This window comes from Novimethylophilus kurashikiensis, assembly GCF_003112435.1.
In the GTDB taxonomy this organism is placed as follows: Bacteria; Pseudomonadota; Gammaproteobacteria; order Burkholderiales; family Methylophilaceae; genus Novimethylophilus; species Novimethylophilus kurashikiensis.
Genome location: NZ_BDOQ01000003.1, coordinates 518,081 through 540,363, shown reverse-complemented (window position 1 = coordinate 540,363; position 22,283 = coordinate 518,081). Strand labels below are relative to the sequence as shown.

The 22,283-nt window shown below is 57.8% G+C and carries 28 protein-coding genes; 10 read left to right on the top strand and 18 right to left on the bottom strand.

The window, feature by feature from the left end; translation table 11 throughout:
* Window positions 1–17 precede the first annotated feature (17 nt).
* Together metW and metX are read right to left on the bottom strand one after the other, a co-directional pair.
* On the bottom strand, window positions 18–647 hold the full coding sequence (metW, locus tag NMK_RS06105; protein WP_109014859.1) for a methionine biosynthesis protein MetW: 630 nt from the start codon (window positions 645–647) through the stop codon (window positions 18–20).
* On the bottom strand, window positions 648–1,769 hold the full coding sequence (metX, locus tag NMK_RS06100) for a homoserine O-succinyltransferase MetX (RefSeq protein WP_109014858.1): 1,122 nt from the start codon (window positions 1,767–1,769) through the stop codon (window positions 648–650).
* A gap of 21 nt (window positions 1,770–1,790) precedes the next feature.
* Between metX and NMK_RS06095 the strand changes: the two genes are divergently transcribed.
* Window positions 1,791–2,348 (top strand): gamma carbonic anhydrase family protein, encoded by a 558-nt coding sequence (locus NMK_RS06095; RefSeq protein ID WP_109014857.1) that lies wholly within the window; start codon window positions 1,791–1,793, stop codon window positions 2,346–2,348.
* A gap of 48 nt (window positions 2,349–2,396) precedes the next feature.
* Window positions 2,397–2,954 (top strand): DUF6806 family protein, encoded by a 558-nt coding sequence (locus NMK_RS06090; RefSeq protein WP_109014856.1) that lies wholly within the window; start codon window positions 2,397–2,399, stop codon window positions 2,952–2,954.
* Between the two features lie 62 nt (window positions 2,955–3,016).
* On the opposite strand, the gene prmC is transcribed toward NMK_RS06090, so the two are convergent.
* A complete protein-coding gene (gene prmC / locus NMK_RS06085; RefSeq protein WP_109014855.1) occupies window positions 3,017–3,874 on the bottom strand; it encodes a peptide chain release factor N(5)-glutamine methyltransferase in 858 nt (285 codons plus the stop codon).
* Window positions 3,875–4,042: 168 nt separating this feature from the next.
* Between prmC and NMK_RS06080 the strand changes: the two genes are divergently transcribed.
* The 5 genes from NMK_RS06080 (at window position 4,043) to fae (ending at window position 8,412) form a co-directional block, all read left to right on the top strand.
* Window positions 4,043–4,372: a DUF4870 domain-containing protein gene (locus NMK_RS06080; RefSeq protein WP_109014854.1), complete on the top strand. Its 330-nt coding sequence runs from the start codon at window positions 4,043–4,045 to the stop codon at window positions 4,370–4,372.
* Between the two features lie 23 nt (window positions 4,373–4,395).
* Complete coding sequence (locus NMK_RS06075) at window positions 4,396–6,432, top strand: M3 family metallopeptidase (protein ID WP_109014853.1); 2,037 nt, start codon at window positions 4,396–4,398, stop codon at window positions 6,430–6,432.
* Window positions 6,433–6,437: 5 nt separating this feature from the next.
* Complete coding sequence (locus NMK_RS06070) at window positions 6,438–6,998, top strand: glutaredoxin family protein (RefSeq protein ID WP_227871404.1); 561 nt, start codon at window positions 6,438–6,440, stop codon at window positions 6,996–6,998.
* Complete coding sequence (gene xth, locus NMK_RS06065; protein WP_109014851.1) at window positions 6,998–7,768, top strand: exodeoxyribonuclease III; 771 nt, start codon at window positions 6,998–7,000, stop codon at window positions 7,766–7,768. The genes NMK_RS06070 and xth overlap by 1 nt, the downstream gene beginning before the upstream one ends.
* A gap of 89 nt (window positions 7,769–7,857) precedes the next feature.
* Complete coding sequence (gene fae, locus NMK_RS06060) at window positions 7,858–8,412, top strand: formaldehyde-activating enzyme (protein ID WP_109014850.1); 555 nt, start codon at window positions 7,858–7,860, stop codon at window positions 8,410–8,412.
* Window positions 8,413–8,501: 89 nt separating this feature from the next.
* Here the strand turns inward: fae and NMK_RS06055 are convergent, their stop codons facing one another.
* Window positions 8,502–8,717: a hypothetical protein gene (locus NMK_RS06055; RefSeq protein WP_109014849.1), complete on the bottom strand. Its 216-nt coding sequence runs from the start codon at window positions 8,715–8,717 to the stop codon at window positions 8,502–8,504.
* 98 nt (window positions 8,718–8,815) lie between these two features.
* Window positions 8,816–9,847 (bottom strand): A/G-specific adenine glycosylase, encoded by a 1,032-nt coding sequence (gene mutY, locus NMK_RS06050; RefSeq protein ID WP_109014848.1) that lies wholly within the window; start codon window positions 9,845–9,847, stop codon window positions 8,816–8,818.
* A 51-nt stretch (window positions 9,848–9,898) separates the two neighbouring features.
* On the opposite strand from mutY, the gene NMK_RS06045 reads away from it, so the two are divergent.
* Complete coding sequence (locus NMK_RS06045; protein ID WP_109014847.1) at window positions 9,899–10,084, top strand: hypothetical protein; 186 nt, start codon at window positions 9,899–9,901, stop codon at window positions 10,082–10,084.
* Here the strand turns inward: NMK_RS06045 and ptsP are convergent, their stop codons facing one another.
* The 13 genes from ptsP to NMK_RS05980 all read right to left on the bottom strand — a co-directional run bounded on the left by ptsP (window position 10,085) and on the right by NMK_RS05980 (window position 21,535).
* Window positions 10,085–11,809 carry a phosphoenolpyruvate--protein phosphotransferase gene (gene ptsP / locus NMK_RS06040; RefSeq protein WP_109014846.1) on the bottom strand — a complete coding sequence of 575 codons (1,725 nt, stop codon included), beginning with the start codon at window positions 11,807–11,809 and terminating at the stop codon, window positions 10,085–10,087.
* 38 nt (window positions 11,810–11,847) lie between these two features.
* On the bottom strand, window positions 11,848–12,117 hold the full coding sequence (locus NMK_RS06035; protein ID WP_109014845.1) for an HPr family phosphocarrier protein: 270 nt from the start codon (window positions 12,115–12,117) through the stop codon (window positions 11,848–11,850).
* Window positions 12,114–12,521, bottom strand: coding sequence for a PTS sugar transporter subunit IIA (locus tag NMK_RS06030; protein ID WP_109014844.1), 408 nt, complete (start codon window positions 12,519–12,521; stop codon window positions 12,114–12,116). The genes NMK_RS06035 and NMK_RS06030 overlap by 4 nt, the downstream gene beginning before the upstream one ends.
* Window positions 12,522–12,602: 81 nt before the next feature.
* Window positions 12,603–13,439 (bottom strand): RNase adapter RapZ, encoded by an 837-nt coding sequence (rapZ, locus tag NMK_RS06025; RefSeq protein WP_109014843.1) that lies wholly within the window; start codon window positions 13,437–13,439, stop codon window positions 12,603–12,605.
* Between the two features lie 3 nt (window positions 13,440–13,442).
* Window positions 13,443–14,402 carry an HPr(Ser) kinase/phosphatase gene (hprK, locus tag NMK_RS06020; RefSeq protein WP_109014842.1) on the bottom strand — a complete coding sequence of 320 codons (960 nt, stop codon included), beginning with the start codon at window positions 14,400–14,402 and terminating at the stop codon, window positions 13,443–13,445.
* A 61-nt stretch (window positions 14,403–14,463) separates the two neighbouring features.
* Entirely contained in the window at window positions 14,464–14,787 is a 324-nt protein-coding gene (hpf, locus tag NMK_RS06015) for a ribosome hibernation-promoting factor, HPF/YfiA family (RefSeq protein ID WP_109014841.1), read from the bottom strand.
* Window positions 14,788–14,819: 32 nt separating this feature from the next.
* On the bottom strand, window positions 14,820–16,256 hold the full coding sequence (locus NMK_RS06010; RefSeq protein ID WP_109014840.1) for an RNA polymerase factor sigma-54: 1,437 nt from the start codon (window positions 16,254–16,256) through the stop codon (window positions 14,820–14,822).
* Window positions 16,257–16,262: 6 nt separating this feature from the next.
* On the bottom strand, window positions 16,263–16,988 hold the full coding sequence (lptB, locus tag NMK_RS06005; protein ID WP_109014839.1) for an LPS export ABC transporter ATP-binding protein: 726 nt from the start codon (window positions 16,986–16,988) through the stop codon (window positions 16,263–16,265).
* 50 nt (window positions 16,989–17,038) lie between these two features.
* Window positions 17,039–17,593 (bottom strand): lipopolysaccharide transport periplasmic protein LptA, encoded by a 555-nt coding sequence (lptA, locus tag NMK_RS06000; RefSeq protein WP_109014838.1) that lies wholly within the window; start codon window positions 17,591–17,593, stop codon window positions 17,039–17,041.
* On the bottom strand, window positions 17,574–18,272 hold the full coding sequence (gene lptC / locus NMK_RS05995) for an LPS export ABC transporter periplasmic protein LptC (RefSeq protein ID WP_109014837.1): 699 nt from the start codon (window positions 18,270–18,272) through the stop codon (window positions 17,574–17,576). Before lptC ends, lptA begins: the two co-directional genes overlap by 20 nt.
* An 18-nt stretch (window positions 18,273–18,290) precedes the next feature.
* Window positions 18,291–18,815, bottom strand: coding sequence for a KdsC family phosphatase (locus tag NMK_RS05990; RefSeq protein ID WP_109014836.1), 525 nt, complete (start codon window positions 18,813–18,815; stop codon window positions 18,291–18,293).
* The gene (locus tag NMK_RS05985) at window positions 18,812–19,807 is read right to left on the bottom strand and encodes a KpsF/GutQ family sugar-phosphate isomerase (protein ID WP_109014835.1); all 996 of its coding nucleotides are present in this window, start codon (window positions 19,805–19,807) and stop codon (window positions 18,812–18,814) included. The genes NMK_RS05990 and NMK_RS05985 overlap by 4 nt, the downstream gene beginning before the upstream one ends.
* Window positions 19,808–19,918: 111 nt before the next feature.
* Window positions 19,919–21,535: a SulP family inorganic anion transporter gene (locus NMK_RS05980; RefSeq protein WP_109014834.1), complete on the bottom strand. Its 1,617-nt coding sequence runs from the start codon at window positions 21,533–21,535 to the stop codon at window positions 19,919–19,921.
* 80 nt (window positions 21,536–21,615) lie between these two features.
* Here NMK_RS05980 and NMK_RS05975 point away from each other — a divergent pair, with 80 nt between their 5' ends.
* Complete coding sequence (locus NMK_RS05975; RefSeq protein WP_109014833.1) at window positions 21,616–21,807, top strand: ribbon-helix-helix protein; 192 nt, start codon at window positions 21,616–21,618, stop codon at window positions 21,805–21,807.
* Window positions 21,804–22,220 (top strand): GNAT family N-acetyltransferase, encoded by a 417-nt coding sequence (locus NMK_RS05970; protein WP_146187130.1) that lies wholly within the window; start codon window positions 21,804–21,806, stop codon window positions 22,218–22,220. The genes NMK_RS05975 and NMK_RS05970 overlap by 4 nt, the downstream gene beginning before the upstream one ends.
* Window positions 22,221–22,283 lie beyond the last annotated feature (63 nt).

The window sequence follows — 22,283 nt, the reverse complement described above, 5'->3', positions numbered from 1 at the left end:
GCCGGGCCTGCCTTGCATCAAGCGGTCTGGAAGCGATACATCGCCAGATTGCCCAGTAGATTGGGCATGAAGTCCACTTCCTTGCCATCCGCCATCACCAGACGTTCCTTCACCTGAATACCGTGCCCCTCGCAAAATACATCGAAATCACGGATGGTGCACATGTGGACGTTGGGCGTGTCGTACCACTGGTAGGGCAGGCTCTTGGATACGGGCATGCGGCCTGCGGCGATGTTCAAGCGATGCTTCCAGTAGCCGAAATTGGGGAAGGTCACGATGACTTCTTTGCCTACGCGCAGCATTTCCAGCACGATGCCCTCGGTCTGGTAAACCGCTTGTAGCGTTTGCGACAGGATGACCACGTCGAAGGAGTTGGCCTCGAAACCCGACAAACCTTCCTCCAGGTTCATCTGGATGACGTTGATGCCGTTCTTCACGCAAGCGAGCACATTGGCGTCTTCTTTCTCCACGCCGTAACCGCGGACGTTGAGGGTGTCGCGCAGATAGCCGAGCAGCGAGCCGTCGCCGCAGCCTAGGTCAAGGACCTTGGACCCCGGAGCAATCCAGCGTGCGATGGCAGCGAAGTCGCGGCGTTCAGTCGCGGCCTCGGCGAAGTGTTGGTGAGCCTGGGCTGGAACGTGCGTCATTTAGAGATTCTCCAGGTAGGCGCGAACGACATCGTGATAGTGCTTGTCGGGCATCAAGAAAGCATCATGTCCGTGTGCAGCCTCGAGCTCAGCGTAAGTGACGGCTAGCTCATTGTCCAGCAGTGCCTTGACGATTTCGCGTGAACGGGCCGGCGAAAAACGCCAGTCGCTGGTGAACGAAACTACGAGGAAATCAGCCTTGGCGCGTTTCAATGCAGCCGATAAATCACCGCCGAAATCGGCTGCCGGATCGAAGTAATCCAAGGCGCGGGTCATGCGCAAATAGGTGTTGGCATCGAACTCGCCGGCGAACTTGTCGCCTTGATATCGCAAATACGATTCCATCTCGAATTCGACGTCGAAGCTGTATTTCACCTCGCCGTGCTTGAGCTTGCGGCCGAACTTGGCGCCCATGGCATCGTCCGAGAGATAGGTGATATGGCCCAGCATGCGGGCGATACGCAAGCCGCGGCGCGGCACCACGCCGTGCTCGTAATAATCCCCGTCGTGGAATTCTGGGTCGGTGATAATGGCTTGGCGCGCAACCTCGTTAAACGCCATGTTCTGCGCTGTGAGGTTGGGCGCAGCGGCAATGACGAGCGCATTTTTCACGCGATCCGGATAGGACAAGGTCCATTGCAGTGCCTGCATGCCACCCAGGCTACCCCCCACGATGGCTGCAAATTGCTTGATCCCCAGGGAATCTGCAAGACGGGCTTGCGACGTGACCCAATCCTCGACGGTGACAATCGGGAAGCCGGAGCCCCAGGGTTTGCCGGTAGCCGGGTTGATGGTCTTGGGCCCGGTCGAGCCTGCACAGCCGCCCAGGTTGTTGACGCCGATGACAAAGAAACGGTTGGTATCGAGGGGCTTGCCCGGCCCGATCATGTTGTCCCACCAGCCCGGATACTTGTCGTCCTCGCGGTATTTGCCGGCGACGTGATGCGTACCCGACAGCGCGTGGCAGATCAGCACCGCATTGGATTTTTCGGCATTGAGCGTGCCGTAAGTTTCGTAAACGAGATCGTATTCTGGCAAAACAGCCCCGCATTTGAGGGCGAGCGGTTCGCTGAAATGCGCGGTTTGCGGGGCAACGATGCCAACGGAATGAGTATCGGACATAGCGCGATTATACTATGGCTTATGACACAAGCTTATCCGACCAATGTCGTTCCTTATCTCGATGCTGCGCCTCAGCTCGGTACAGGGGTCTACGTCCATCCCAGCGCCCAGGTCATCGGCGATGTGTACCTCGGTCATGATGCTTCTGTTTGGCCCGGCACAGTGATTAGAGGGGACGTCAACAGCGTCCGCATCGGACACAGTTCCAATATCCAGGATTTGTCCGTGCTGCACGTGAGCCATAAATCGAGTTGGGATCCAGGCGGTTCACCGCTCATCATCGGCAACAACGTCACTGTAGGGCATCGTGTCATCCTGCACGGCTGCGAGATCGGCGACGAATGCCTGATCGGCATGGGCGCCATTGTCATGGACAAGGTCGTGGTACAACCACGTGTACTGATCGGCGCCGGGGCGCTGGTGCCGGAGGGCAAGGTGCTGGAGTCCGGGTATTTGTACCTGGGCAGCCCGGCACGCAAAGTCAGGGCGCTGACCGAGGCCGAACTGGCCCATTTCCAATACTCCGCTCAGCATTACATTCGCCTTAAAAACAATTACATGAATGCTGCGGCTGGCTGAATCTGCTATCATTCAGCCCCTCACCCAAGCTTTGCTCTAAGGAACATCATGCGTCTCGAAGTTCACCTCCACGGCTACGTCGAATTGTGCGAAGGCGTATCGCGGCGTCAGGTCGAGAATGCGCTGCGGCCGCTGTTCGATTACCTCGATGTCGAGAACATGAGCGAGGTGCGCAGCCTGGAAGAACACCAGCCCGGCATTGCCTACCATCAGCGCGATTTCAGCGTTGAAATCTGCTGCACGCTGGATGTCGGCAACAGCTTCTTCGGGGCGTTGGAGCGCTCAATGACGACCCTGGGCCAGCTGGCTGAGCAGGGCACTGCGATCGAAGTCATCCTCTACCACGAGGATGGTCGCGATGAAACCCAGCTGATCTTCATCGGCCCCACGCCCGATGCCATCTACGACGCCCAGCGTCGCCGCATGGTGGAAGATGTTAGCGCCTTGCTGCGCCGCCAGTTCAACGATGCGTCCACCAATGAAGTGATTGCCCTGGTGAATGAGTTATTCCGTCGCGAACGCAACCGCCCTGCCGCCGCGCAAGAAGAAAACGACGAATTCGCCAACATGCAGCCGCCCGCCAACGAGCGTCACAGGCTGCATTAAACTGGTTTGAATCAATAAAAAGCCGAGGATATCCTCGGCTTTTTGCATTTAAGGGACAGCCTTTAAGGCCTTTGCCCCAGGGTGACGCGCAAAATCCCGGAAAGATCGGCGACAGATCGGACCTCTATGAAACTATTTGCGCGCATCAAATCTGCCACTTTCTTGGCTTGGTCGTAACCGTGCTCCAGCAGCAGCCAGCCTTGCGATTTCAAATGCCCAGGCGCTTGCGCAACGATTTCCCGAATGTCGTTCAGTCCGTCTGTACCGGAAGCCAATGCTGAAGAAGGCTCGAAGCGCAAATCGCCTTGGGCGAGATGCGGGTCGCCTGCGGCAATGTAAGGCGGATTGCTCACGATGACGTCGAACTCCTCGCCACCCAGGGACGAAAACCAATGACTCAACAGAAAATCGGCATTGGGGGCGTCGAGCGCTTCTGCATTGGCTTTTGCCACTTCCAGTGCAGCCTCGGAACGATCGATGCCTACAACCTGGGTTTGCGGACGGTTTTTGGCAATGGCAATAGCAATCGCGCCGCTTCCGACTCCCATGTCCAATACACGCATAGCCTGCTGATCAGGAATCAGCGCGAGCGCGGTTTCCACCAGGATTTCCGTATCCGGGCGCGGAATCAGTACCGCAGGCGTCACATTGAACGGTAAACCGAAGAATTCCCGCTGCCCCAGCAAGTAAGCGACCGGCTCGCCGTTCAGGCGGCGTTCCAGCAACGATTCAAATGTCTGATGCTGATCGAGAGCCGGCGTGTCCTGTTCGTGCGTAATCAGCCAGGCACGAGACACACCGCCCAGGGCCCGACTTAGCAGCAACTGCGCTTCGATGCGTGCTTCGGTTTCGGGCAGTTGCAGACGTTCGGCGAGACATTGCCGGGCCTGGCTCAGTAGTTGAACAACCGTGGGAGTCATGTAAATCGGATTCTTGAGAATGGCGCATCTTACCTCCTGCCAAGCTCGGACTGTAGATTTTGACAAAGCAAGCGTTGCGCTATCCGGGGGTTCTCGTTAATCTTCCCTGGCTGGGCAAGTATCGATTCGATGCGCAGGATTAATTCAAACATTAAGGGGAGAATCAAAATGTCTGAAGCAAACGCAAATGATAAGAATATTGCCGTACTGACTCATATCGGGGGAATTTTTTTCGGGTTCATCCCGTCTCTGATTGTGTGGCTGTTGAAGAAGGACGACAGCCCGTATTTGGGCGAACAGGCGCGCGAAGCGCTGAATTTCCAGATTACCCTGCTGATCGGCTACATGGTGGCTTGGGTGCTGACTTTCATTCTGATCGGTCTGCTCGTGTTCGCGCTGTTGTGGATTACGAACATCATCCTTTGCATCATGGCGGCGGTTGCTGTCAGCAAGGGCGAGGATTACCGCTATCCCTTCGCGTTGAGACTGATTAATTAAGATTTGTAATTAGGATTTTATTGATGAACAACCCTCTGCTTCACTTCAGCGGCCTGCCGCAATTCGACCAAATCAGGCCCGAGCATGTCACGCCGGCTATCGAACAGCTCCTGACCGAAAGCCAGGCGTTGCTGGATCGCCTGCTGGCCGACAGCGCCGAGCCTACCTGGGAGAATTTCGTGCATCCGCTGGATGACGCCGAGGAAAAGTTGTCTCGCGCCTGGTCACAGGTTTCGCACACCAATGCCGTGGTTAACACCCCGGAACTGCGGGAAGCCTACAACACCAACCTGACCAAGCTCACAGCCTTCTACGCCGATTTGTCGCAAAACGAAGCGCTTTACGCCAAGTTCAAGCAAATCCGCGCCAGCGCAGCTTTCGAGGGCTATAGCGCGACCCGCAAGAAGATCATCGAAAACGAACTGCGCGATTTCCGCCTGGGCGGCGCCGAATTGCCGACAGATAAGAAGGCGCGATTCAAGGAAATCCAGGAAGAGCTTTCCGCGCTGTCTTCCAAGTTCGAAGAAAACGTCATGGACTCCACCGATGCGTTCGCCTTGTATGTCGAGGATGCATCCCGTCTTTCCGGCATTCCTGAGGACGCCAAGCATGCAGCACGCGATGCTGCTGAAAAGGACGGCAAGCAGGGCTGGAAGTTCACCCTGCACTTTCCCTCCTACATGCCGGTGCTGCAATACGCCGACGACCGCAAGCTGCGCGAGCAATTATATTTCGCCTATGCCACACGGGCTTCCGAATTCGGCAAGCCGGAACTGGACAACACAGGCCTTATCGCGCAAATCCTCAAGCTGCGCCAGGAAGCCGCCCAGCTGCTGGGCTATGCCAACTACGCCGAAGAATCGCTGGTGACGAAGATGGCGCAATCGCCGGCTCAGGTCATGGATTTTCTCCTCAGCCTGGCCCAGCGGGCGCGCCCCTTCGCCGAGCGCGACATGGCGGAGCTGCGCGAATATGCCCAAAGACTCGGCCTGGACGAGATGGACGCCTGGGACGTGGCCTACGTCTCCGAAAAACTGCGCGAGGAGCGCTATGCTTTTTCGGATCAGGAAGTGAAGCAGTATTTCCCCGAGCACATGGCGCTGCAAGGCTTGTTCCGCGTCATTAGCACGCTATACGGCGTAGAGGTGCGCAAGTCGCAAGCGCCGGTATGGCATTCGGATGTCGGCTTTTATGAAATCGTCGACCGCGCAGGCCAGCTCATCGGTCAGTTCTACATCGATCTCTATGCCCGCGACAAGAAACGCGGCGGAGCCTGGATGGATGAGGCCATTACCCGGCGTCGGAAAGCTCATGGTATCGAAACGCCGGTGGCCTACCTCACCTGCAACTTCTCGGCCCCGGTGGGCGGTAAGCCTGCGCTATTCACGCACGACGAAGTGATCACGCTGTTCCATGAATTTGGTCACGGCTTGCATCACCTGCTTACCAAGGTCGAGGAATACGGCGTTTCCGGCATCAAGGGTGTGGAGTGGGATGCCGTGGAACTGCCCAGCCAGTTCATGGAGAACTTCTGCTGGGAATGGGATGTACTCCAGCACATGACGGCGCATGTCGATACCGGAGCGCCGCTGCCTCGATCCCTTTACGAAAAGATGGTCTCCGCCAAGAATTTCCAGGCCGGGATGCAGACCCTGCGCCAAATCGAATTCGCGCTGTTCGATATGCGCCTGCATTGCGAATTCGACCCCAACGGTGCCAAATCGGCGCTTGATCTCTTGCTGGAAGTCCGCGACGAAGTGGCGGTGGTGTTCCCGCCCGCCTACAACCGTTTCCCCAACAACTTCACCCACATCTTCGCCGGCGGTTATGCCGCAGGCTATTACAGCTACAAGTGGGCGGAAGTGCTTTCGGCCGACGCCTTCAGCCTGTTCGAGGAAAACGGTGTGCTGAGCGAAGAAACCGGGCATCGTTTCTGGAGCGAAATCCTGGCTCAAGGCGGGTCGCGCCCGGCGTTGGAGTCCTTTGTTGCTTTCCGCGGCCGCGAACCGACGTTGGATGCTCTGTTGCGCCATAACGGCATGGTGGAGATGACAGCTTGAAAACGATGCAGACAGTTCTCGTGTTGGCGATCGGAATGCTTGCTTCCACGCTTGCCTGGTCCGGCGATTTGTATAAATGGCGGGATGAGAACGGAATCACGCGTTACAGCGACCAAATGCCTCCGGCTGGTGCCAAGGACGTGCAAAAGCTCAAGAGCACGGGTAGTTTGCTGGCTGCCGAACGTGCCGCCAACCTCATGCCGGAAGATTCCCAGCAAGCGGCGCGCAAGCATCCGATCACCCTGTACTCCTTCGCCGACTGCGGTGATGTGTGCAAAAAGGCAGAGGCTTTCCTCGACAAGCGTGGCGTCCCGTATACCCTTAAGAGTACCGATGACGACAAAGTCCAACTGCAAAAACTTACCGGAAAGCTGGAGGCGCCTGCGCTGGTGCTAGGCAATACCACACCCATTGTCGGTTTTAACGAGGCCCGGTGGAACCGCGAATTGGATACCGCTGGCTATGCCAAGACTAATCCTTATCTCAAGCCCGGCACTAGCCTGGTGACCAAGCCCCAACCCAAAACAGCCGCGCCCGTCGCTGAAGCTGCAGCAGGAACGCCTTGATGAAAATTGCCGCCTGGAACGTCAACTCACTTAAGGTGAGGTTGCCGCACGTGCTCGATTGGTTGGCCGCGAATCAGCCGGATGCGTTGTGCTTGCAGGAAACCAAGCAGGAGGACAAGGATTTCCCCGCCCAGGCACTGAAGGAAGCGGGTTACGAAACCCTGTTTTCCGGGCAAAAAACCTATAACGGCGTGGCTATCTTGAGCAAGGTAGCCGGAGCTGACGTGCAGATGGGCATTCCCGGCTTTGCCGACGAGCAAAAACGGGTGCTGGCCGCTACCATCGGCGATGTACGCGTAGTGTGCGTCTACGTGCCTAACGGTCAGAGTGTCGATTCGGATAAGTACCAATACAAGCTGCAATGGCTGCAAGCCCTGACCGAATGGCTACGCGGCGAACTGGTGAAATACCCCCGTCTGGCTTTACTTGGCGATTACAACATCGCACCGGAAGATGGCGACGTGCATGACCCTAAGGCCTGGGAGGGCCAGGTGCTGTGCAGTGATGCGGAGCGGGCAGCCTATGCCGGGTTGATCGGCTTGGGGATGCGCGACGCGTTCCGCCTGTTCCCGCAGGAAGAAAAGCTGTTCAGCTGGTGGGATTACCGCATGGCGGCTTTCCGCCGCAACATGGGACTTCGCATCGACCACATTTTGCTATCAGATGCTCTGGCACAACATTGCACGTCCTGCTGGATCGATACGGCGCCGCGCAAGCTGGAGCGCCCATCGGACCACGCACCGGTCATTGCAGAAATCGCCTGTGATTGAGCTCAGGTAATTTGCCCGATCCCGCCCCGTTCTATAAAATCCACGGTTTTCCCGCTTTAATTTAATACATCAATCTTTAAGGAAATCACATGTCCAGCAAGATCATTTTCAAGGCCGGCGAAGCCACCGTTTTTAGCGAAGGCAAGGACGTCACGGCCGCCATGCCGGAAATCCTCATCGGCGCCGTGGACGGCCCCGTCGGCCAGGCGTTTGCCAACATGATGGCGCAAAGCAAGGGCCACACCGCCATGTTTGCAGTGCGCGACATCAACCAACTGGTGCGCCCTGCCACCATGATGGTGCCCAAGGTCACGCTGAAGGATTCCATCAACATCGAACTGTTCGGCGGCGTGGTTCAAGCTGCAACTGCCGACGCGATCCTCGATTGCGTCATCGAAGGCATCATCCCGCGCGATCAAGTGAACGATCTGTGCATCGTTGCCCTAGTGTGGATCGATCCGGGCTGTGGTCCGCTGGCCAAGGAAGGCAAGCTGGATAAGGCCGACATGTACAAGAACAACTACGATGCCACCAAGCTGGCGATCAAGCGCGCGCTCAACGACGAGCCTTCCGTGGAAGAACTCATCAAGAACCGCAACACAATCAAGCACTGCATGTGGGAAGACAGCTGGGATCAGAAGTAATCCCGCGTGTTCCGCCGGTGCGAATCCGGCAAAAGCAAAAAAGGCAGCCTCGGCTGCCTTTTTTGTTGGGCTATGAACGCAAATGTAGGTCAGTAGTCGGGATGGCGGCCGGTGGAATAACCGGCAGGCACGTCTTCCTGGTAACGCCCGCAATCCTTGCAGAAATGGTCGTTCATGGTGGGGCAAAGCGTGAGATGCGCGCCGCCGCAGTATTTGCAAGGCGGGGCGAAGTGTGCGGGACCGTGCTTGGCCTCATGATGTGCGTGAGCGACACGGGCGCTGCCTAAACCGTATTTATTATCCATGGGAAAACTCCGCTCGAATGTGGATAAATACTGATACGTCCCTATCTTATGCCGATGCTTAAAAAAATCAAACAAATTAATGGGATATAAAAATCCAATTAGAGCTTTCGCGTAAGCAGCGTTCTTACGGGCGTGGGAATTGCGGCCTCGATAGCGTCGTCGAGACTCAGCCAAAGCGTTCCAGAAGGTTGGCTGGCGGGACGTCCAATTACACATAGTGGCTGCGGTGTAATTTCGAGGCGGAAATGGGTGAAAGTATGGGTCAAGGGTGCCCAAGTTTGACCCAACTCGGCTTCGAGGCCGAAACGACTTTTGATGATTGCCGCATAGTCCTCGCCAATGGCGGCCTCCGGCAAACTCCACAGCCCTCCCCAAATGCCGCTGGAGGGCCGTTTTTCCAGCAGGATATCTTCGCCGTCCATGATCACCAGCATCACTGTCTCTTTTTCCGACAAGGCTTTGCGCGGCTTGGGCGAAGGTAATTCCGTCGTCAACGATTCGCGCAGGGCCACACAATCGTCCTGCATTGGGCAGCGTAGGCAATCGGGCTTGGTTCGCGTGCATAACGTCGCTCCCAAGTCCATCAGGCCTTGGGTATAGCGTTCGATATCTTCAGTCGGTAGCAGGCTCTCTGCCAGCACCCACATTTGTTTCTCGATAGCTGGTTGTCCTGGCCAGCCGGAGATGCCGAATACACGGGCAAACACGCGCTTGACGTTACCGTCCAGGATGGCTTGGCGTTGGCCGAAGGCAAAGGAGGCAATGGCGGCCGCGGTTGAGCGGCCGATACCTGGGAGTGCTTGGATATCCTCGAAATTCTGCGGAAAAGTGCCCTGGTGCAGCGTCACCATGCGCCGTGCTGCTTCATGCAGGTTTCGGGCGCGTGAATAATAACCGAGACCGCTCCAATGTTGCAGCACCTCGTCTTCATGGGCTCCTGCAAGCGCGGCGATAGTGGGAAAGCGCGTCATGAAACGCTGGTAGTAGGGAATCACCGCGCTTACCTGGGTTTGCTGCAGCATGATTTCCGAAATCCAGATGGCGTAGGGATCGCGGGTGTTCTGCCAAGGCAGGGTATGGCGTCCGTGTTGGCGTTGCCAGTCGATCAGTTTTTGCGAGAAATTTTGCATGAGACGTGGTTAAAATGGCTGGCCGTTGAATTTTCGCCAAAGGAAGCCGAGATGAAACTTGCCTTATGTTGCCTGATTGTTGTGCTGCTGAGCGCCTGCGGCGAAAGCAAGCAGCCTCCGCCACCCAAACTGTTCGAATCCCAGCGCCAGGCGCTCGATAAAGCCAAGGGGGTCGAGCAAACCGTGAACCAGCAGGCCGAGCAGCAAAAACAGGAAGCCGACCGCCAGACCGACTGATCAGGCGTTGAGCTTGTTCAAGAGCGGTTCGATTTTTTCCGAATCCGGGCTGCTCAGAATCTTGCGCACCATAAGGCTGAGCTTAGGCAGGCTGGTCTGCAACACCTGACGTTTCACCGCCAGGATATTGGCCGGATGCATGGAGAACTGCCGCAGTCCGAAGCCCAGCAGCATACGTGTCAATCGCGCATCCCCTGCCATTTCGCCGCATACCGAAACCGGCTTGCCCGCCTTGTGCGCCGCCTTGATGGTGCGTTCGATCAGTTGCAGCACCGCTGGGTGCAGCGGCTGGTAGAGGTGCGCCACAGTGTCGTCGGTACGGTCGATGGCAAGCGTGTACTGGATCAGGTCATTGGTGCCGATGGAGAGGAAATCCAGTTTGCGGGCGAACACATCGGCCGCAATAGCCGCGGCTGGAATTTCTATCATGCCTCCTACGGGTACCAGCTCGTCGAACGGAATTTTCTCGTCGCGCAGGCTTTGCTTGGCGCGGTCGATCAAATGCATGGTCTGGCGCAGTTCGCCCTGGTTGCACAGCATGGGGATCAGGATCTTCACCTTGCCGTAGTGCGAGGCCCGCAGGATGGCGCGCAACTGGGCATGGAACAGCTGCGGTTCTGCTAGGCATAAACGGATGGCACGCAGGCTTAGCGCCGGATTGGCGCAAGTGCGGGCGCTTTCCGGATCGATCTGCTTATCGGCGCCAATATCCAATGTGCGGATGGTGACCGGCATGCCCTTCATGGCTTCGGCCACCTGCCGATAAGCCAGGAATTGCTCTTCTTCCGTCGGCCAATCTCGTCGGTTCATGAACAGGAACTCGGTACGGTACAAGCCCACACCAGTCGCTCCCGCGGCCTTGGACTGAGCGACGTCTTCCGGAATTTCGATATTTGCGTGCAGCTCGATGGCTGTGCCGTCGAGGGTGACGGCTTTGGTCTGCTTGAGGCGCTTGAGTTTTTGTTGCTCGAGCTCCCATTGTTCCTGCTTGAGGCGATATTCGGCCAGCGTGTCCTTGTCCGGGGCAATGATGACCACACCTTGCTGGCCGTCGACAATGATCAGCTCGCCGTTTTGAATGAGACCGCGGGCATGGTGCAGCGCGACGATGGACGGAATATTGAGGCTGCGCGCCAGAATCGCCGTATGCGAGGTTGCGCCGCCCACGTCGGTGATGAAGGCCGCGAACTGGTGCTGCTTGAACTGGATCGCATCGGCGGGAGACAGATCGTGCGCCACCAGGATGATGCTTTGCTCCTGGCGCGAGAGCGAAGCCTGGCCTGGATGTCCCAGCAGCACCTTGATAACGCGCTCAACCACTTGTACCACGTCGAACTTGCGCTCGCGCAGGTAGGCATCGTCGATTTCGTCGAACTGCGCGACGAGATCGTCCATTTGCAGCTTGAGCGCCCATTCGGCGTTACAGTTCTCGTTGACGATGATGTCCTTCGGCGCTTCCGACAATGCGCGGTCGGAGAGGATCATCAAATGCGTGCTGATGAACGCGCCCATTTCCGCTGGGGCGTTGGACGGCAGGTTGTCGCGGATGTTTTCCAGATCCTTGGCGACAGTGTTGACGGCGTGATTGAAGCGCGCGACTTCGGATTCCACCAACTGGTCAGGAATGTTGTAGTGAGCGACTTCGAGCAGTGCGTGCGAAACCAGATGGGCGTGGCCGATGGCGATGCCGGCCGAAACGCCTACCCCATGCATGGTAAAGCTCATCGCGCCTCCCTTCCTTGGGTTGCCGTCTGCATCGGGCTTCACTCCCCTTCGCCGAACTTGTCGTTGATCAAGGCGAGAAGTTTTTCCATGGCTGTGGCTTCGTCGCCGCCGTTGGTTTCAAGCGTTACCTTGGTGCCTTTACTCGCGGCCAGCATCATGACGCCCATGATGCTTTTGGCGTTGACGCGGCGACCGGCGCGTTCGATCCAGATCTGGCTATCGAATTGCCCGGCCACCTGGGTCAGCTTGGTGGAAGCGCGGGCGTGCAGACCCAGCTTGTTGATGATTTCGACTTCCTGCCGCATCATGATTTGCAAATGTCCTCGGTCATGTGAATGATGCCTCCAGTGCCGCCCGACATGGCTTTTTCCAAGAGGACATGCAAGGGTTCGTTACGGTAGGACAAAGCGCGTACTAGCATCGGCAGATTGACGCCGGAAATGCCCTCGACGCGGCCTGGTTCCAGCAGGCGACTGGCGATATTGCAGGGGGTGGCGCCGTAGATGTCTGAGAGGATCAGCACGCCGCCGCCCTCGTCTTCGTTCAGTTCGCTCACCATGGAACGCGCGAGTGGGAGCAGGTCCACGGGATCGTCATGGACCGAGACACCGAGTTGCTTGAGCAACGGTGGCCGCTCGCCCATGACGTGGGTCGCACAATGAATCAAGCTGTCGCCTAGCGATCCATGCGCGATGATCAAAATTCCAATCATAGTTTCAAAATCCTTTTTTACCGCTCGGTGGGCTTTAGTTGCCCAGTCAAGCGGAGTCCCCCCGAGTGAAATGTGCAGGCTTCATGCCAATTCCCGATGCCTGACCAATACGCGTTGTTGTTGTGCTCTAAAGTGTTCTGCAAGCCGTTCCACAAAATACACGGAGCGGTGTTGCCCGCCGGTGCAACCGATGGCCACAGTGAGGTAGCTACGGTTGTCCCTGACAAAGCATGGCAGCCATTTTTCGACGTAGCCGCGGATATCCGACAGCATTTCCAGGGCGGCTTCCTGGCTTTCCAGAAAGCGGATGACCGGCTCGTCGCTGCCGGTAAACGGGCGCAACACCGGGTCGTAGTGCGGATTGGGCAGGCACCGCACGTCGAAGACGAAATCGGCGTCGAGCGGAATGCCGTGCTTGAAGCCGAAAGACTGGAACAGCAGCCCCAAGCCGCTGTGATCGAGTGCGATGAAGTCCTTGACCCAGGAACGCAGGGTATTGGCTGAAAGCTCGCTGGTGTCGATGCGATGACCGAGATTCGCCAGCTCGCACATGAGCTCGCGCTCGGCCTGGATGCTTTCGGCCAGGGTGCGGCCTTCGTCCGACAAAGGATGGCGACGACGAGTTTCGCTAAAGCGTTTGACCAGGGTTTCGGCGCTGGATTCTAGAAACAGCAAGTGAAGGTCGGTGCCGCGCGCCTTGAGTTCATGCACCTGGCTCGGCAGCTCTTCTAGGCGGGTGCTGCGGGTGTCCACGCTGACGGCGACAGTTTGGTGCCCGGCAGCTTGCAGATGTTCGACCACTTGCGACAGCATGCGGGCAGGGAGGTTGTCCACGCAGTAATAACCGCTGTCCTCCAACGCCCTGAGGGCGATACTTTTTCCCGAACCGGACAATCCCGTCACTATTACCAGCTGCATGGGCTAATCCTTGTGGCCTTGGGCCATGCTGCGTTTGATCTCGCGATGCTGGCGCTGCATGAACTGGCGCGAGCTATTGATACCGCGCAGCAGCAGGATATGGTTGCGCACGGCGACTTCGACCAGCACGGCAAGGTTGCGACCTGCCGCCACGGGCAAGGTCACCTTGGGAATCTTCACGCCCAGCACTTTTTCGCTCTGGGATTTGATCTTGATGCGGTCGACTTCGCTCTGGGCCAGGTTTTCCGCCATCTCGAGCTGCACGATGAGGTCGAGTGGCTTGGTCGGCTTGATGGCATTGTCGCCGAATAAGGCCCGCACGTTCAGGATGCCCAACCCGCGTACTTCGAGGAAATCCTGCAACATGGCGGGGCAGCGCCCCTCGATGCGCTCCGGCGAAACGCGGTAGAAATCGGCGATATCGTCGGCAACGAGGCGATGGCCGCGACTGATCAGTTCGAGTGCCAATTCACTTTTACCGATGGCGGCATTGCCCTTGATCAGCACGCCGAAACCCTGCACTTCCATGAACACGCCGTGCGCGCTGGTGGTTTCTGCTACGGCCAGTGCCAGGTAATGGCTCAGCACGTCCATCAGGCGGGGGCTGCGCTCGGGCGAGCAGAACAAGGGGGTATGGCTGTCGTCGGCTGCCGTCAGTAAATCCTTCGGCGGCTTTTCGCCGTTGGCGACTACGACTGCGGCAAGATCGGTGGAAAAGAGATTCTTGATGCCCTGCTTCAGCCCGTCATGATCAAGGCTGCGCAGGTAATCCATCTCGGCGCACCCCAGCACTTGTACACGGTTGGGATGCACGAAATTCAGGTGGCCGATCAAGGCCAGGGAAGGCTTGGTGACGGCCTCGCTGGTAAGAAGATTGCCGCCGCCTTCCTTGCCTGCGACCCAGGTGAGTCGCATTTTGCGGCGCGTATCGCTGAAGAGTTGGGCAACGGTAATCTGGGCCATATCTATTCACCCGCCGCCAGTGCCGCGCTTGATGCTGCGGCATCGGCGGCGGTTCAGGTGGTTACTGGACGATGTGCTTCACGCTACCCTCGGAACGGTGATGGTCCGAGACTTTTTCCTTGAATTTCAATACTTGGCGGTCCAACTTGTCGGCCAGGAGGTCGATCGCCGTGTACATGTCCTCGCTGCTGCATTCGGCATGGATGTCGTTGCCGGGAACATGAATCGTGGCTTCTGCTTTTTGGACCAACTTTTCCACGCTTAGCGTCACTTTGACAACAATCACGTTATCGAAGTGGTTGGTGATGCGTTCGAGCTTGGACTGAACGTAATCGCGCAAAGCCGGGGTGATGTCGAGGTGATGTCCGGTCAGATTCAGGTTCATGATACTGCGCTCCTTTGCTTGGGTTAAACCGGTTAAATGGACTTACGCTGGCTGGCTGCAGGTATCTGCAGCGATTCTCGATACTTTGCGATGGTGCGCCGCGCCACAACGATGCCCTGTTGTCCCAGAATATCCGCGATCTGGTTATCCGACAACGGTTTGCGCGGTTCTTCGGCGGCGACAAGTTGTTTGATCAAGGCGCGAATCGCAGTGGCCGAACATGCGCCGCCCGATTCGGTTGCCACGTGGCTACCGAAGAAATACTTAAGCTCGTAGACCCCGCTGGGGGTGAGCATGTACTTTCGCGTTGTTACCCGCGAAATGGTCGATTCATGCAATCCAAGTTCGTCGGCGATTTCGCGCAGCACCATGGGGCGCATGGCCACGTCGCCGTGCTCGAAGAAGTTGCGTTGACGATCGACGATGGCCTGGGAGACGCGCAGGATAGTAGCGAAGCGCTGCTGGATGTTCTTGATGAACCACTTGGCTTCCTGCATCTGGCTTGTCAGGTACTGGCTGGAGCTGTCGCGGTTGCGCGTCAGAATATCGGCGTACATGCGGTTGATGCGCAGCTTGGGTACCGCGTCGTTATTCAGGCTGGCGATCCATTGGCCCTTGATCTTCTTGACGACGACTTCCGGCTGCACGTAATGCTCGGCCTCGATACGAGTAAAACCGGCACCGGGGCGGGGGTCCATGCGTGTAATCAGGGCTTGTGCGCCGCGCAGGGTTTCGTCGTCGCAACGCAGCAGTTTCTTGAGTTTGGCGTAATCGCGAGAGGCGAGCAGCGGCAGGTTGCCTCGGACGATACCTAACGCCGCATCGCGGTAAGGCGTGTCTTCCGGTTGGTTGAGCAGCTGCAATTCCAGGCACTCGGCCAAGTCATGCGCGCCGATGCCGATCGGATCCAAGTGCTGGACTAGTTTGAGCGCGGTTTGCAGCTCCAGAAGCTCGATTTCCTGTTCGGGAGGCAGCATGGCTGCGACCTCCTCCAGCGGTTGATCCAGGTAGCCGTCATCGTTGATGGTGTCGACCAGCAGCGCGGCCAGCATCAGGTCGCGCTCTGAGAGCGGCATCAGGCGTAGCTGCTCCAGCAGATGCTCGCGCAAGGTCGGCGTGTCGGGCTCTTGGAAGGTGTATTCGGTGTCGTCGTCGTCGCTCGCGGTGCCGGAGGTTTTTTCCCAGCGTTCGCTCTCCAGCGACGAGAAATCGGTTTCTGCCGTATCGGGTGACTCCGGTGCTGGTTCGGGCGCTGCTTCCACCTCGCTGCTTGAACTGCCGGCACTATCTGGCACTGTCGGAACGAAGTCTTCTTCCGCCCCACGCTCCAGCAACGGGTTTTCCTGCAGCATCTGCTCCATTTCCTGGCTCAGCTCAATCGAGGACAGTTGCAGCAAACGGATGGATTGCTGCAACTGCGGCGTGAGCGCGAGATGCTGGGACAGGCGAAGTTGTAATGACTGCTTCATAAACCCTTACAGGTGGAAATTCTTGCCCAGATACACTTCCCGGACGCTTTCGTTGGCAATGATTTCCTGCGGCGACCCCGACGCCATCACGCGGCCTTCGTTCACGATATAAGCCCGGTCGCAGATGCCCAGGGTTTCTCGCACGTTGTGGTCGGTAATGAGGATGCCGATGCCTTGTTCTTTCAAATAGCGAATGATTTTCTGGATATCGATGACCGCGATGGGGTCGATACCGGCGAACGGTTCGTCCAGCAGGATGAATCTCGGATTGCTGGCGAGGCAGCGTGCGATTTCAACACGGCGGCGTTCTCCCCCGGAAAGACTTACGGCAGAGTTGTTGCGGAGATGAGTGATGTGCAGTTCCTGCAACAGCTCGTCAAGACGCAGTTCGCGCTTGTCTTCCGGAATGTCTTTTTGCAGTTCCAGAATCGCCATGATGTTTTCCGCCACGCTGAGCTTGCGGAAAATCGACGGTTCCTGCGGCAAATAGGAGAGGCCGAGCCGTGAACGGCGATGAATGGGCAGCTTGCTGAGATCATGGCCGTCCAGCGAAATATGCCCGGCGTCGAGCGGCACCAGGCCAACCATCATGTAGAAGCTGGTGGTCTTGCCCGCGCCGTTGGGGCCCAGCAGTCCAACGATTTCGCCGCTGGACAGCTGCATGGAAATGTCATGGACCACGGTGCGCGCCTTGTAGCGCTTCTGCAACCCCTGAACCTTCAGTTCACTCACAATCGAAACCTTTGCTGCGGAGGCGCTTCACAGCGCATCCTGGTGTGTTCTTAAGGCTTGGCGTCGGCCGGTTTTTGCGCCGCACCCTTGGCCGACTTAGGCTGGATCACCGCATGCACGCGACCCTTGGGATTTTCGGCGGTGGCCGTCTTGGGACCGCCGATGACTTCGGCGTACTCGGCGCCGGCGTCGTACATGATGTAATCGCCGTGGACGATGTCCTCGCCGCGCTTCACCCAAGCTTTCACGTACAACTGGACCTTGTCCATGTGGCCGTCATATTCGATACGCTGGCCGCTGCCCTGGATGTATTCTTCCTTGCCTTCCATTTTCTGGCGGAAAGTGGCGGGATTGCCCGTGGCGGTACCGTGCTGGAAACCGTCCTGGTCTTCGCGAACGATCAGCTTGTCGGCATGGATTTCCAGCGTGCCTTGGGTCAGGATCACGTTGCCGGTGTAGGTGCTGATTTTCTTGGCGTCGTTGGACGTCAGGTTGTCGGATTCGATGTCGATGGGCTTGTCGCGGTCGGCTTTCTCGGCCAGTGCGAAGGGGCTTGCCAACAGCATGCACAGCAGGAAAAGGAATTTAACGTGCGGGATTCGCATAGTGTCTCCGGGATCTGGTCTGCCCAGTCTTGGTCTGTGTGGTTTGTTTCGAATTGTTGGTGACGTTTGAGGCGGGTTTCTTAGCCGGCAGTGTTGTCGGCGGCATTTTTGTACGGTCGAAATGCGATTTTACCCGGCCTTTGAGCGTCAAAATATGGGCCTTGTTGTCCAGTTCCATTCCCGTTGCATGGATCACCGTCTTGGGGGCCTGGAGGATAGTCACAGGTTTATCTGTTTTTAGAATGCCCTGGTCCGGGATGGCATGCAGAAATTCGGTCTGCAGCGTGAGCTCGCCTTTTTGCGGCGTTGCTGCACGCACTACCTTCACATTATCCATGAAATACACATTTTCGCCATTGGGCGAAATCTGCCCCCGCTCGCCGGTTGCCTTGATCGCAGGCTTGCCCGTGGGGAATTCATAAAACACGGGCTTGAGCACGTCCGTGGTGTCGTTGTCGGGGTAATGCCGCATGTCGATGCCTGACAGCGTGTAACGCAGGCTACCGTCAGGTGCCGTGCGATGGATGGAGAAATTGGTGACGATATAGTCGGGATCGTGGCGTGCGCTACCGTCGCGCTTTGGGCCGGGCGGCACAACGATGCGATCGATCCAAAGCGTGAGCGCGGCCAGCAGGGCTAGCACGATAAGCGAGAACCAGATGGCGGGAAGACCTCTCATGAATTTTGATCGGCCTGGTTACCTGAGGTACTGCGCCATTTGTGCATCGTAGGTACCTTGCGCCTGCATGATGAATTCGCAGGCTTCGCGCACCGCGCCGCGACCTGCAGGACGGGTGGCGACGAAGTGGGCATGCTCCTTCACCAAGTGATGTGCCTCGGGCACTGTCAAGGCCAAGCCGCAGCGGCGCATGGGCGGCAAATCCACCACGTCGTCGCCCATGAAAGCGCATTGCTCGGGTTGCAGGCCGGTTTGCGCGAGGAGGTCGTGGAACGCTTCCAGCTTATCCTCGACGCCTTGATAGAAATGCCCGATGCCGGTGCTTTCTGCTCGTTTGGTGACGACGTTGGAAGTGCGGCCGGTGATGATCGCCATGTCTACGCCGCTTGCCTTGAGCAGTTTCATGCCTAAGCCGTCCTGGGTGTTGAAGGCTTTGTATTCCAGTCCGTCATCGCCCATGATAAGACGGCCGTCGGTCAGGACACCGTCCACATCGAAAATGACCAGCTTGATGTTGCGTGCGCGTGCGGCTGCGTCGCTCATATGACTTTGGCTCTCAGTAAATCGTGCATGTTAAGGGCGCCGACCAGGCTTCTGGAGTCGTCGACGACCAGCAATTGGTTGATCTTGCGTGCTTCCATCAACTCGACGGCCTCGACGGCCAAACGGTTGGGATGGATGCTTTGCGGGTGGGTGTGCATGACAGTAGCGACGCCGGTGCTCTGTACGTGTACCCCTTGTTCCAGGATGCGCCGCAAGTCGCCATCGGTGAAAATTCCGATAGGATGGTTTTGCTCATCCACGATCGCCGTCATGCCGATGCCGCCGCGCGTCATCTCCAGCAAGGTTTCGGACAGGCTTGCAGCTTTGCTCACGCAAGGAACGGCGCTGCCGGAGCGCATGATGTCGCGCACATGCACCAACAAGCGGCGTCCCAATGCACCGCCCGGATGGGATCGTGCGAAATCTTCGGCGCTGAAGCCGCGCGCGTCCAACAAAGCCACGGCCAAAGCATCGCCTAGAGCCAATGCCGCGGTCGTGCTCGATGTGGGCGCCAGGCCTAATGAACAAGCTTCTTCCGTGATATGAGCATCGAGATGCACATTGGATTCGCGTGCCAGGGAAGAACCGGCATTGCCGGTCATGCTGATGACTTTGACGCCAAGGCGCTTGAACAGGGGAACGATCTCCAGCAGCTCGCTGCTCTCACCGGAATACGATAGCGCCAGCACCACATCGCCGCGCGTCACCATGCCGAGGTCGCCATGGCTGGCCTCGGCCGGGTGCATGAAGAAAGCGGGAGTGCCCGTGCTGGCCAGCGTAGCGGCAATCTTGCGGCCGATGTGGCCGGATTTGCCCATACCGCTCACCACGACGCGCCCCTGGCACTGCAGGATGAGCTCGACAGCCTGCTCGAAGCTAGCGTCCAGGCGGCTTGCCAGGGCTTCCACTTCGCGGGCTTCGATGCGCAGGACTTCTCGTGCCAGGTCGAGGCCGTGGGCGGCCTTCTCGGGGACTTTTAACGGGGCTGTCATGTGCCAAGTATAAAAGGTAAACCCTTAGGGATAAAGCTTCGGCACACTATTTGCTGTAAAACTCCCTAGGTTGTTCTCCGATGTCCCTTTCGACGGGCAAGGCAGATGGTGTCAGGCAGCTGTGAGATCACCGATATGCGACAGGATGTTGCTCTGGCCCATTTTCCCCACGAGGCCAGCGCGGCGAATTTTTTCCAGTACGTTGGGGCGTACTTCGCACAGAATCAAACGAGTTTTGTGGCGTTTGCAGGTATCGAGCAAGTCCCACAGTGTCTGCAAGCCAGTCGCGTCGATGATGGGCACGCGGCTCATGCGCAGCACCAGAATGTCGGTATGACTATGGATGTTTTCCAGGGTGCTTTCCAGGCGCTCCGCCGCTCCGAAGAAGAACGGGCCCTCCAGGGCATACACGACCGCACCTTGCGGCAGCTTGAAATCGACATCCTCGATTTCTTCCTGGAGGGTGTCATGCGATTGCTGTTCAATGCTGACTGCATCGGCCATGCGCTTCATGAACAGCAGCGCGGCCAGCAGGACGCCGATGTTGACGGCGATGACGAGGTCGCCGAAGACGGTGAGCAAGAAGGTGATGAGCAGTACGGCAACGTCGGGTCTAGGGGCCGTGCGCACCATATGCATGAAGCGGTGCAGCTCGCTCATGTTGTAGGCCACAACGAACAGGATGGCGGCCAGTGCGCATAGCGGAATCTTGGAAGCCAGTGGCGCCAGTGCCAGCACGATCACCACCAGCGTCAAAGCATGGATGACGCCGGAAATGGGACTGCTTGCGCCATTGCGGATATTGGTGGCGGTGCGAGCGATAGCGCCGGTGGCCGCAAAGCCGCCGAACAACGGGGCGAAAATATTGGCGATACCCTGGCCGATGAGTTCCTGGTTGGAATCGTGGCGCGTGCCCGCCATGCTATCAGCCACTACGGCCGATAGCAGTGATTCGATCGCGCCCAGCAAGGCGATGGTGAAGGCCGGGCCGATGAGCTGCAGCATTTCCGCAAAATCCATGTTCGGCGGTGCAAAGCTCGGCAATGCTTGGGGAATACCGCCAAAGGCGCTGCCGATGGTGGCGATGTCCCAATTGAATATCGCTTGCAGTGTTGTCGCGGCAACCATGGCGACGAGCGGTGCGGGTATGCGTTTGAACACCTTGGGCGAAACGATGAGTACCGCTAGGGTAAAGAGGCCCAGCAGGGTCGCTGCCAGATTGAAGTGAGGAAAGGCTTCCAGCAGATGCCAGAGTTTTTGATGGAAATGCTCCGCTGGCACCGGACTGAGTCCGAAAAAGTCTTTCCACTGGCCTACCCAGATAATCACGCCGATGCCGCTGGTGAAACCGACGATGACGGGATCGGGAATGTATTTGATGACGCCGCCCATGCGGGTGAAGCCCATCGCCAACAGAATAAAACCCGCCATCAGCGTGGCGACCTGTAAGCCCTCGATGCCGTATTTGGCGGTGATGCCGGAAAGGATGACGATGAAGGCACCGGTGGGTCCGGCGATTTGCAAGCGGCTGCCGCCGAAGAGCGAAGTCAGGGCGCCGGCCACGATAGCGGTGTACAAGCCTTGCTCGGGTTTGGCGCCGGAAGCGATCGCAAACGCCATGGCCAGCGGCAGGGCTACTACGCCGACAATCACGCCGGACAGGAGGTTGTTAAGCCAGTGGGCTTTGGTGAGCAAACCGGCACGCTTGGCTTCGAGGATGGCGATCATGCGAGGGTTCCTGCTTCGAGGGTTTTGAGTATTATATGTTATTCTGATTAACATATTATTATCATTAAGGGTAATCATCCATGGAAAATCGCACTGCGCGTTTGACGATCCTGGTCGACCCGATCAAGAAAGAATTGTTCGAGGAGGTGTGTGCCTTGCAGGACCTCACACCGTCGCAGGTTGTACGCAGCTTAATCCGCGATTACATCCGGGAGCACGGAACGCCGGAACAGGTGGCACGCATGCCGATCGGCGGAAAGAGTCGTTTGTGACAGCCACGGTATTGCGGCCCATGCAGGCCGAGGACCATGCGTCCTTGATGGAACTGTGGCGGGCCTCCGAAGGTGTCATCTTGCGTGAAAGCGATACGCCCGACGCCATGGCACGGTTTCTCGCCCGTAACCTCGACACCAGCTGGGTGGCACTCCATGACAATGCCATGGTGGGTTCCATCATGGCGGGGCAGGACGGGTGGCGCGGCTATCTGTATCACGTTGCCGTACACCCGGATTGGCGTCGGCAAGGCATCGGCACGCAGCTGGTGGAAAAGGCGGTGGCAGCCATCCAGAGCCGCGGCATTCCACGGATTCACTGCCTGGTGAAGCACGATAACGCCGATGCCCAGGCATTTTGGCTCAAACATGGGTTTACACGCCGCGACGACGTGGTCGATTTCGCGCTGTAACGCGGCTCCAGCCGGGGCTGTCCCGATATCCGGTAACATAAGACCATTACAATAAAAACGAGT

Bases quoted from the DNA above. Each gene is read 5' to 3' on its own strand.
- metW (WP_109014859.1), bottom strand. From the start codon at position 647: ATGACGCACGTTCCAGCCCAGGCTCACCAACACTTCGCCGAGGCCGCG.
- metX (WP_109014858.1), bottom strand. From the start codon at position 1,769: ATGTCCGATACTCATTCCGTTGGCATCGTTGCCCCGCAAACCGCGCAT.
- NMK_RS06095 (WP_109014857.1), top strand. From the start codon at position 1,791: ATGACACAAGCTTATCCGACCAATGTCGTTCCTTATCTCGATGCTGCG.
- NMK_RS06090 (WP_109014856.1), top strand. From the start codon at position 2,397: ATGCGTCTCGAAGTTCACCTCCACGGCTACGTCGAATTGTGCGAAGGC.
- prmC (WP_109014855.1), bottom strand. From the start codon at position 3,874: ATGACTCCCACGGTTGTTCAACTACTGAGCCAGGCCCGGCAATGTCTC.
- NMK_RS06080 (WP_109014854.1), top strand. From the start codon at position 4,043: ATGTCTGAAGCAAACGCAAATGATAAGAATATTGCCGTACTGACTCAT.
- NMK_RS06075 (WP_109014853.1), top strand. From the start codon at position 4,396: ATGAACAACCCTCTGCTTCACTTCAGCGGCCTGCCGCAATTCGACCAA.
- NMK_RS06070 (WP_227871404.1), top strand. From the start codon at position 6,438: ATGCAGACAGTTCTCGTGTTGGCGATCGGAATGCTTGCTTCCACGCTT.
- xth (WP_109014851.1), top strand. From the start codon at position 6,998: ATGAAAATTGCCGCCTGGAACGTCAACTCACTTAAGGTGAGGTTGCCG.
- fae (WP_109014850.1), top strand. From the start codon at position 7,858: ATGTCCAGCAAGATCATTTTCAAGGCCGGCGAAGCCACCGTTTTTAGC.
- NMK_RS06055 (WP_109014849.1), bottom strand. From the start codon at position 8,717: ATGGATAATAAATACGGTTTAGGCAGCGCCCGTGTCGCTCACGCACAT.
- mutY (WP_109014848.1), bottom strand. From the start codon at position 9,847: ATGCAAAATTTCTCGCAAAAACTGATCGACTGGCAACGCCAACACGGA.
- NMK_RS06045 (WP_109014847.1), top strand. From the start codon at position 9,899: ATGAAACTTGCCTTATGTTGCCTGATTGTTGTGCTGCTGAGCGCCTGC.
- ptsP (WP_109014846.1), bottom strand. From the start codon at position 11,809: ATGAGCTTTACCATGCATGGGGTAGGCGTTTCGGCCGGCATCGCCATC.
- NMK_RS06035 (WP_109014845.1), bottom strand. From the start codon at position 12,117: ATGATGCGGCAGGAAGTCGAAATCATCAACAAGCTGGGTCTGCACGCC.
- NMK_RS06030 (WP_109014844.1), bottom strand. From the start codon at position 12,521: ATGATTGGAATTTTGATCATCGCGCATGGATCGCTAGGCGACAGCTTG.
- rapZ (WP_109014843.1), bottom strand. From the start codon at position 13,439: ATGCAGCTGGTAATAGTGACGGGATTGTCCGGTTCGGGAAAAAGTATC.
- hprK (WP_109014842.1), bottom strand. From the start codon at position 14,402: ATGGCCCAGATTACCGTTGCCCAACTCTTCAGCGATACGCGCCGCAAA.
- hpf (WP_109014841.1), bottom strand. From the start codon at position 14,787: ATGAACCTGAATCTGACCGGACATCACCTCGACATCACCCCGGCTTTG.
- NMK_RS06010 (WP_109014840.1), bottom strand. From the start codon at position 16,256: ATGAAGCAGTCATTACAACTTCGCCTGTCCCAGCATCTCGCGCTCACG.
- lptA (WP_109014838.1), bottom strand. From the start codon at position 17,593: ATGCGAATCCCGCACGTTAAATTCCTTTTCCTGCTGTGCATGCTGTTG.
- lptC (WP_109014837.1), bottom strand. From the start codon at position 18,272: ATGAGAGGTCTTCCCGCCATCTGGTTCTCGCTTATCGTGCTAGCCCTG.
- NMK_RS05990 (WP_109014836.1), bottom strand. From the start codon at position 18,815: ATGAGCGACGCAGCCGCACGCGCACGCAACATCAAGCTGGTCATTTTC.
- NMK_RS05985 (WP_109014835.1), bottom strand. From the start codon at position 19,807: ATGACAGCCCCGTTAAAAGTCCCCGAGAAGGCCGCCCACGGCCTCGAC.
- NMK_RS05980 (WP_109014834.1), bottom strand. From the start codon at position 21,535: ATGATCGCCATCCTCGAAGCCAAGCGTGCCGGTTTGCTCACCAAAGCC.
- NMK_RS05975 (WP_109014833.1), top strand. From the start codon at position 21,616: ATGGAAAATCGCACTGCGCGTTTGACGATCCTGGTCGACCCGATCAAG.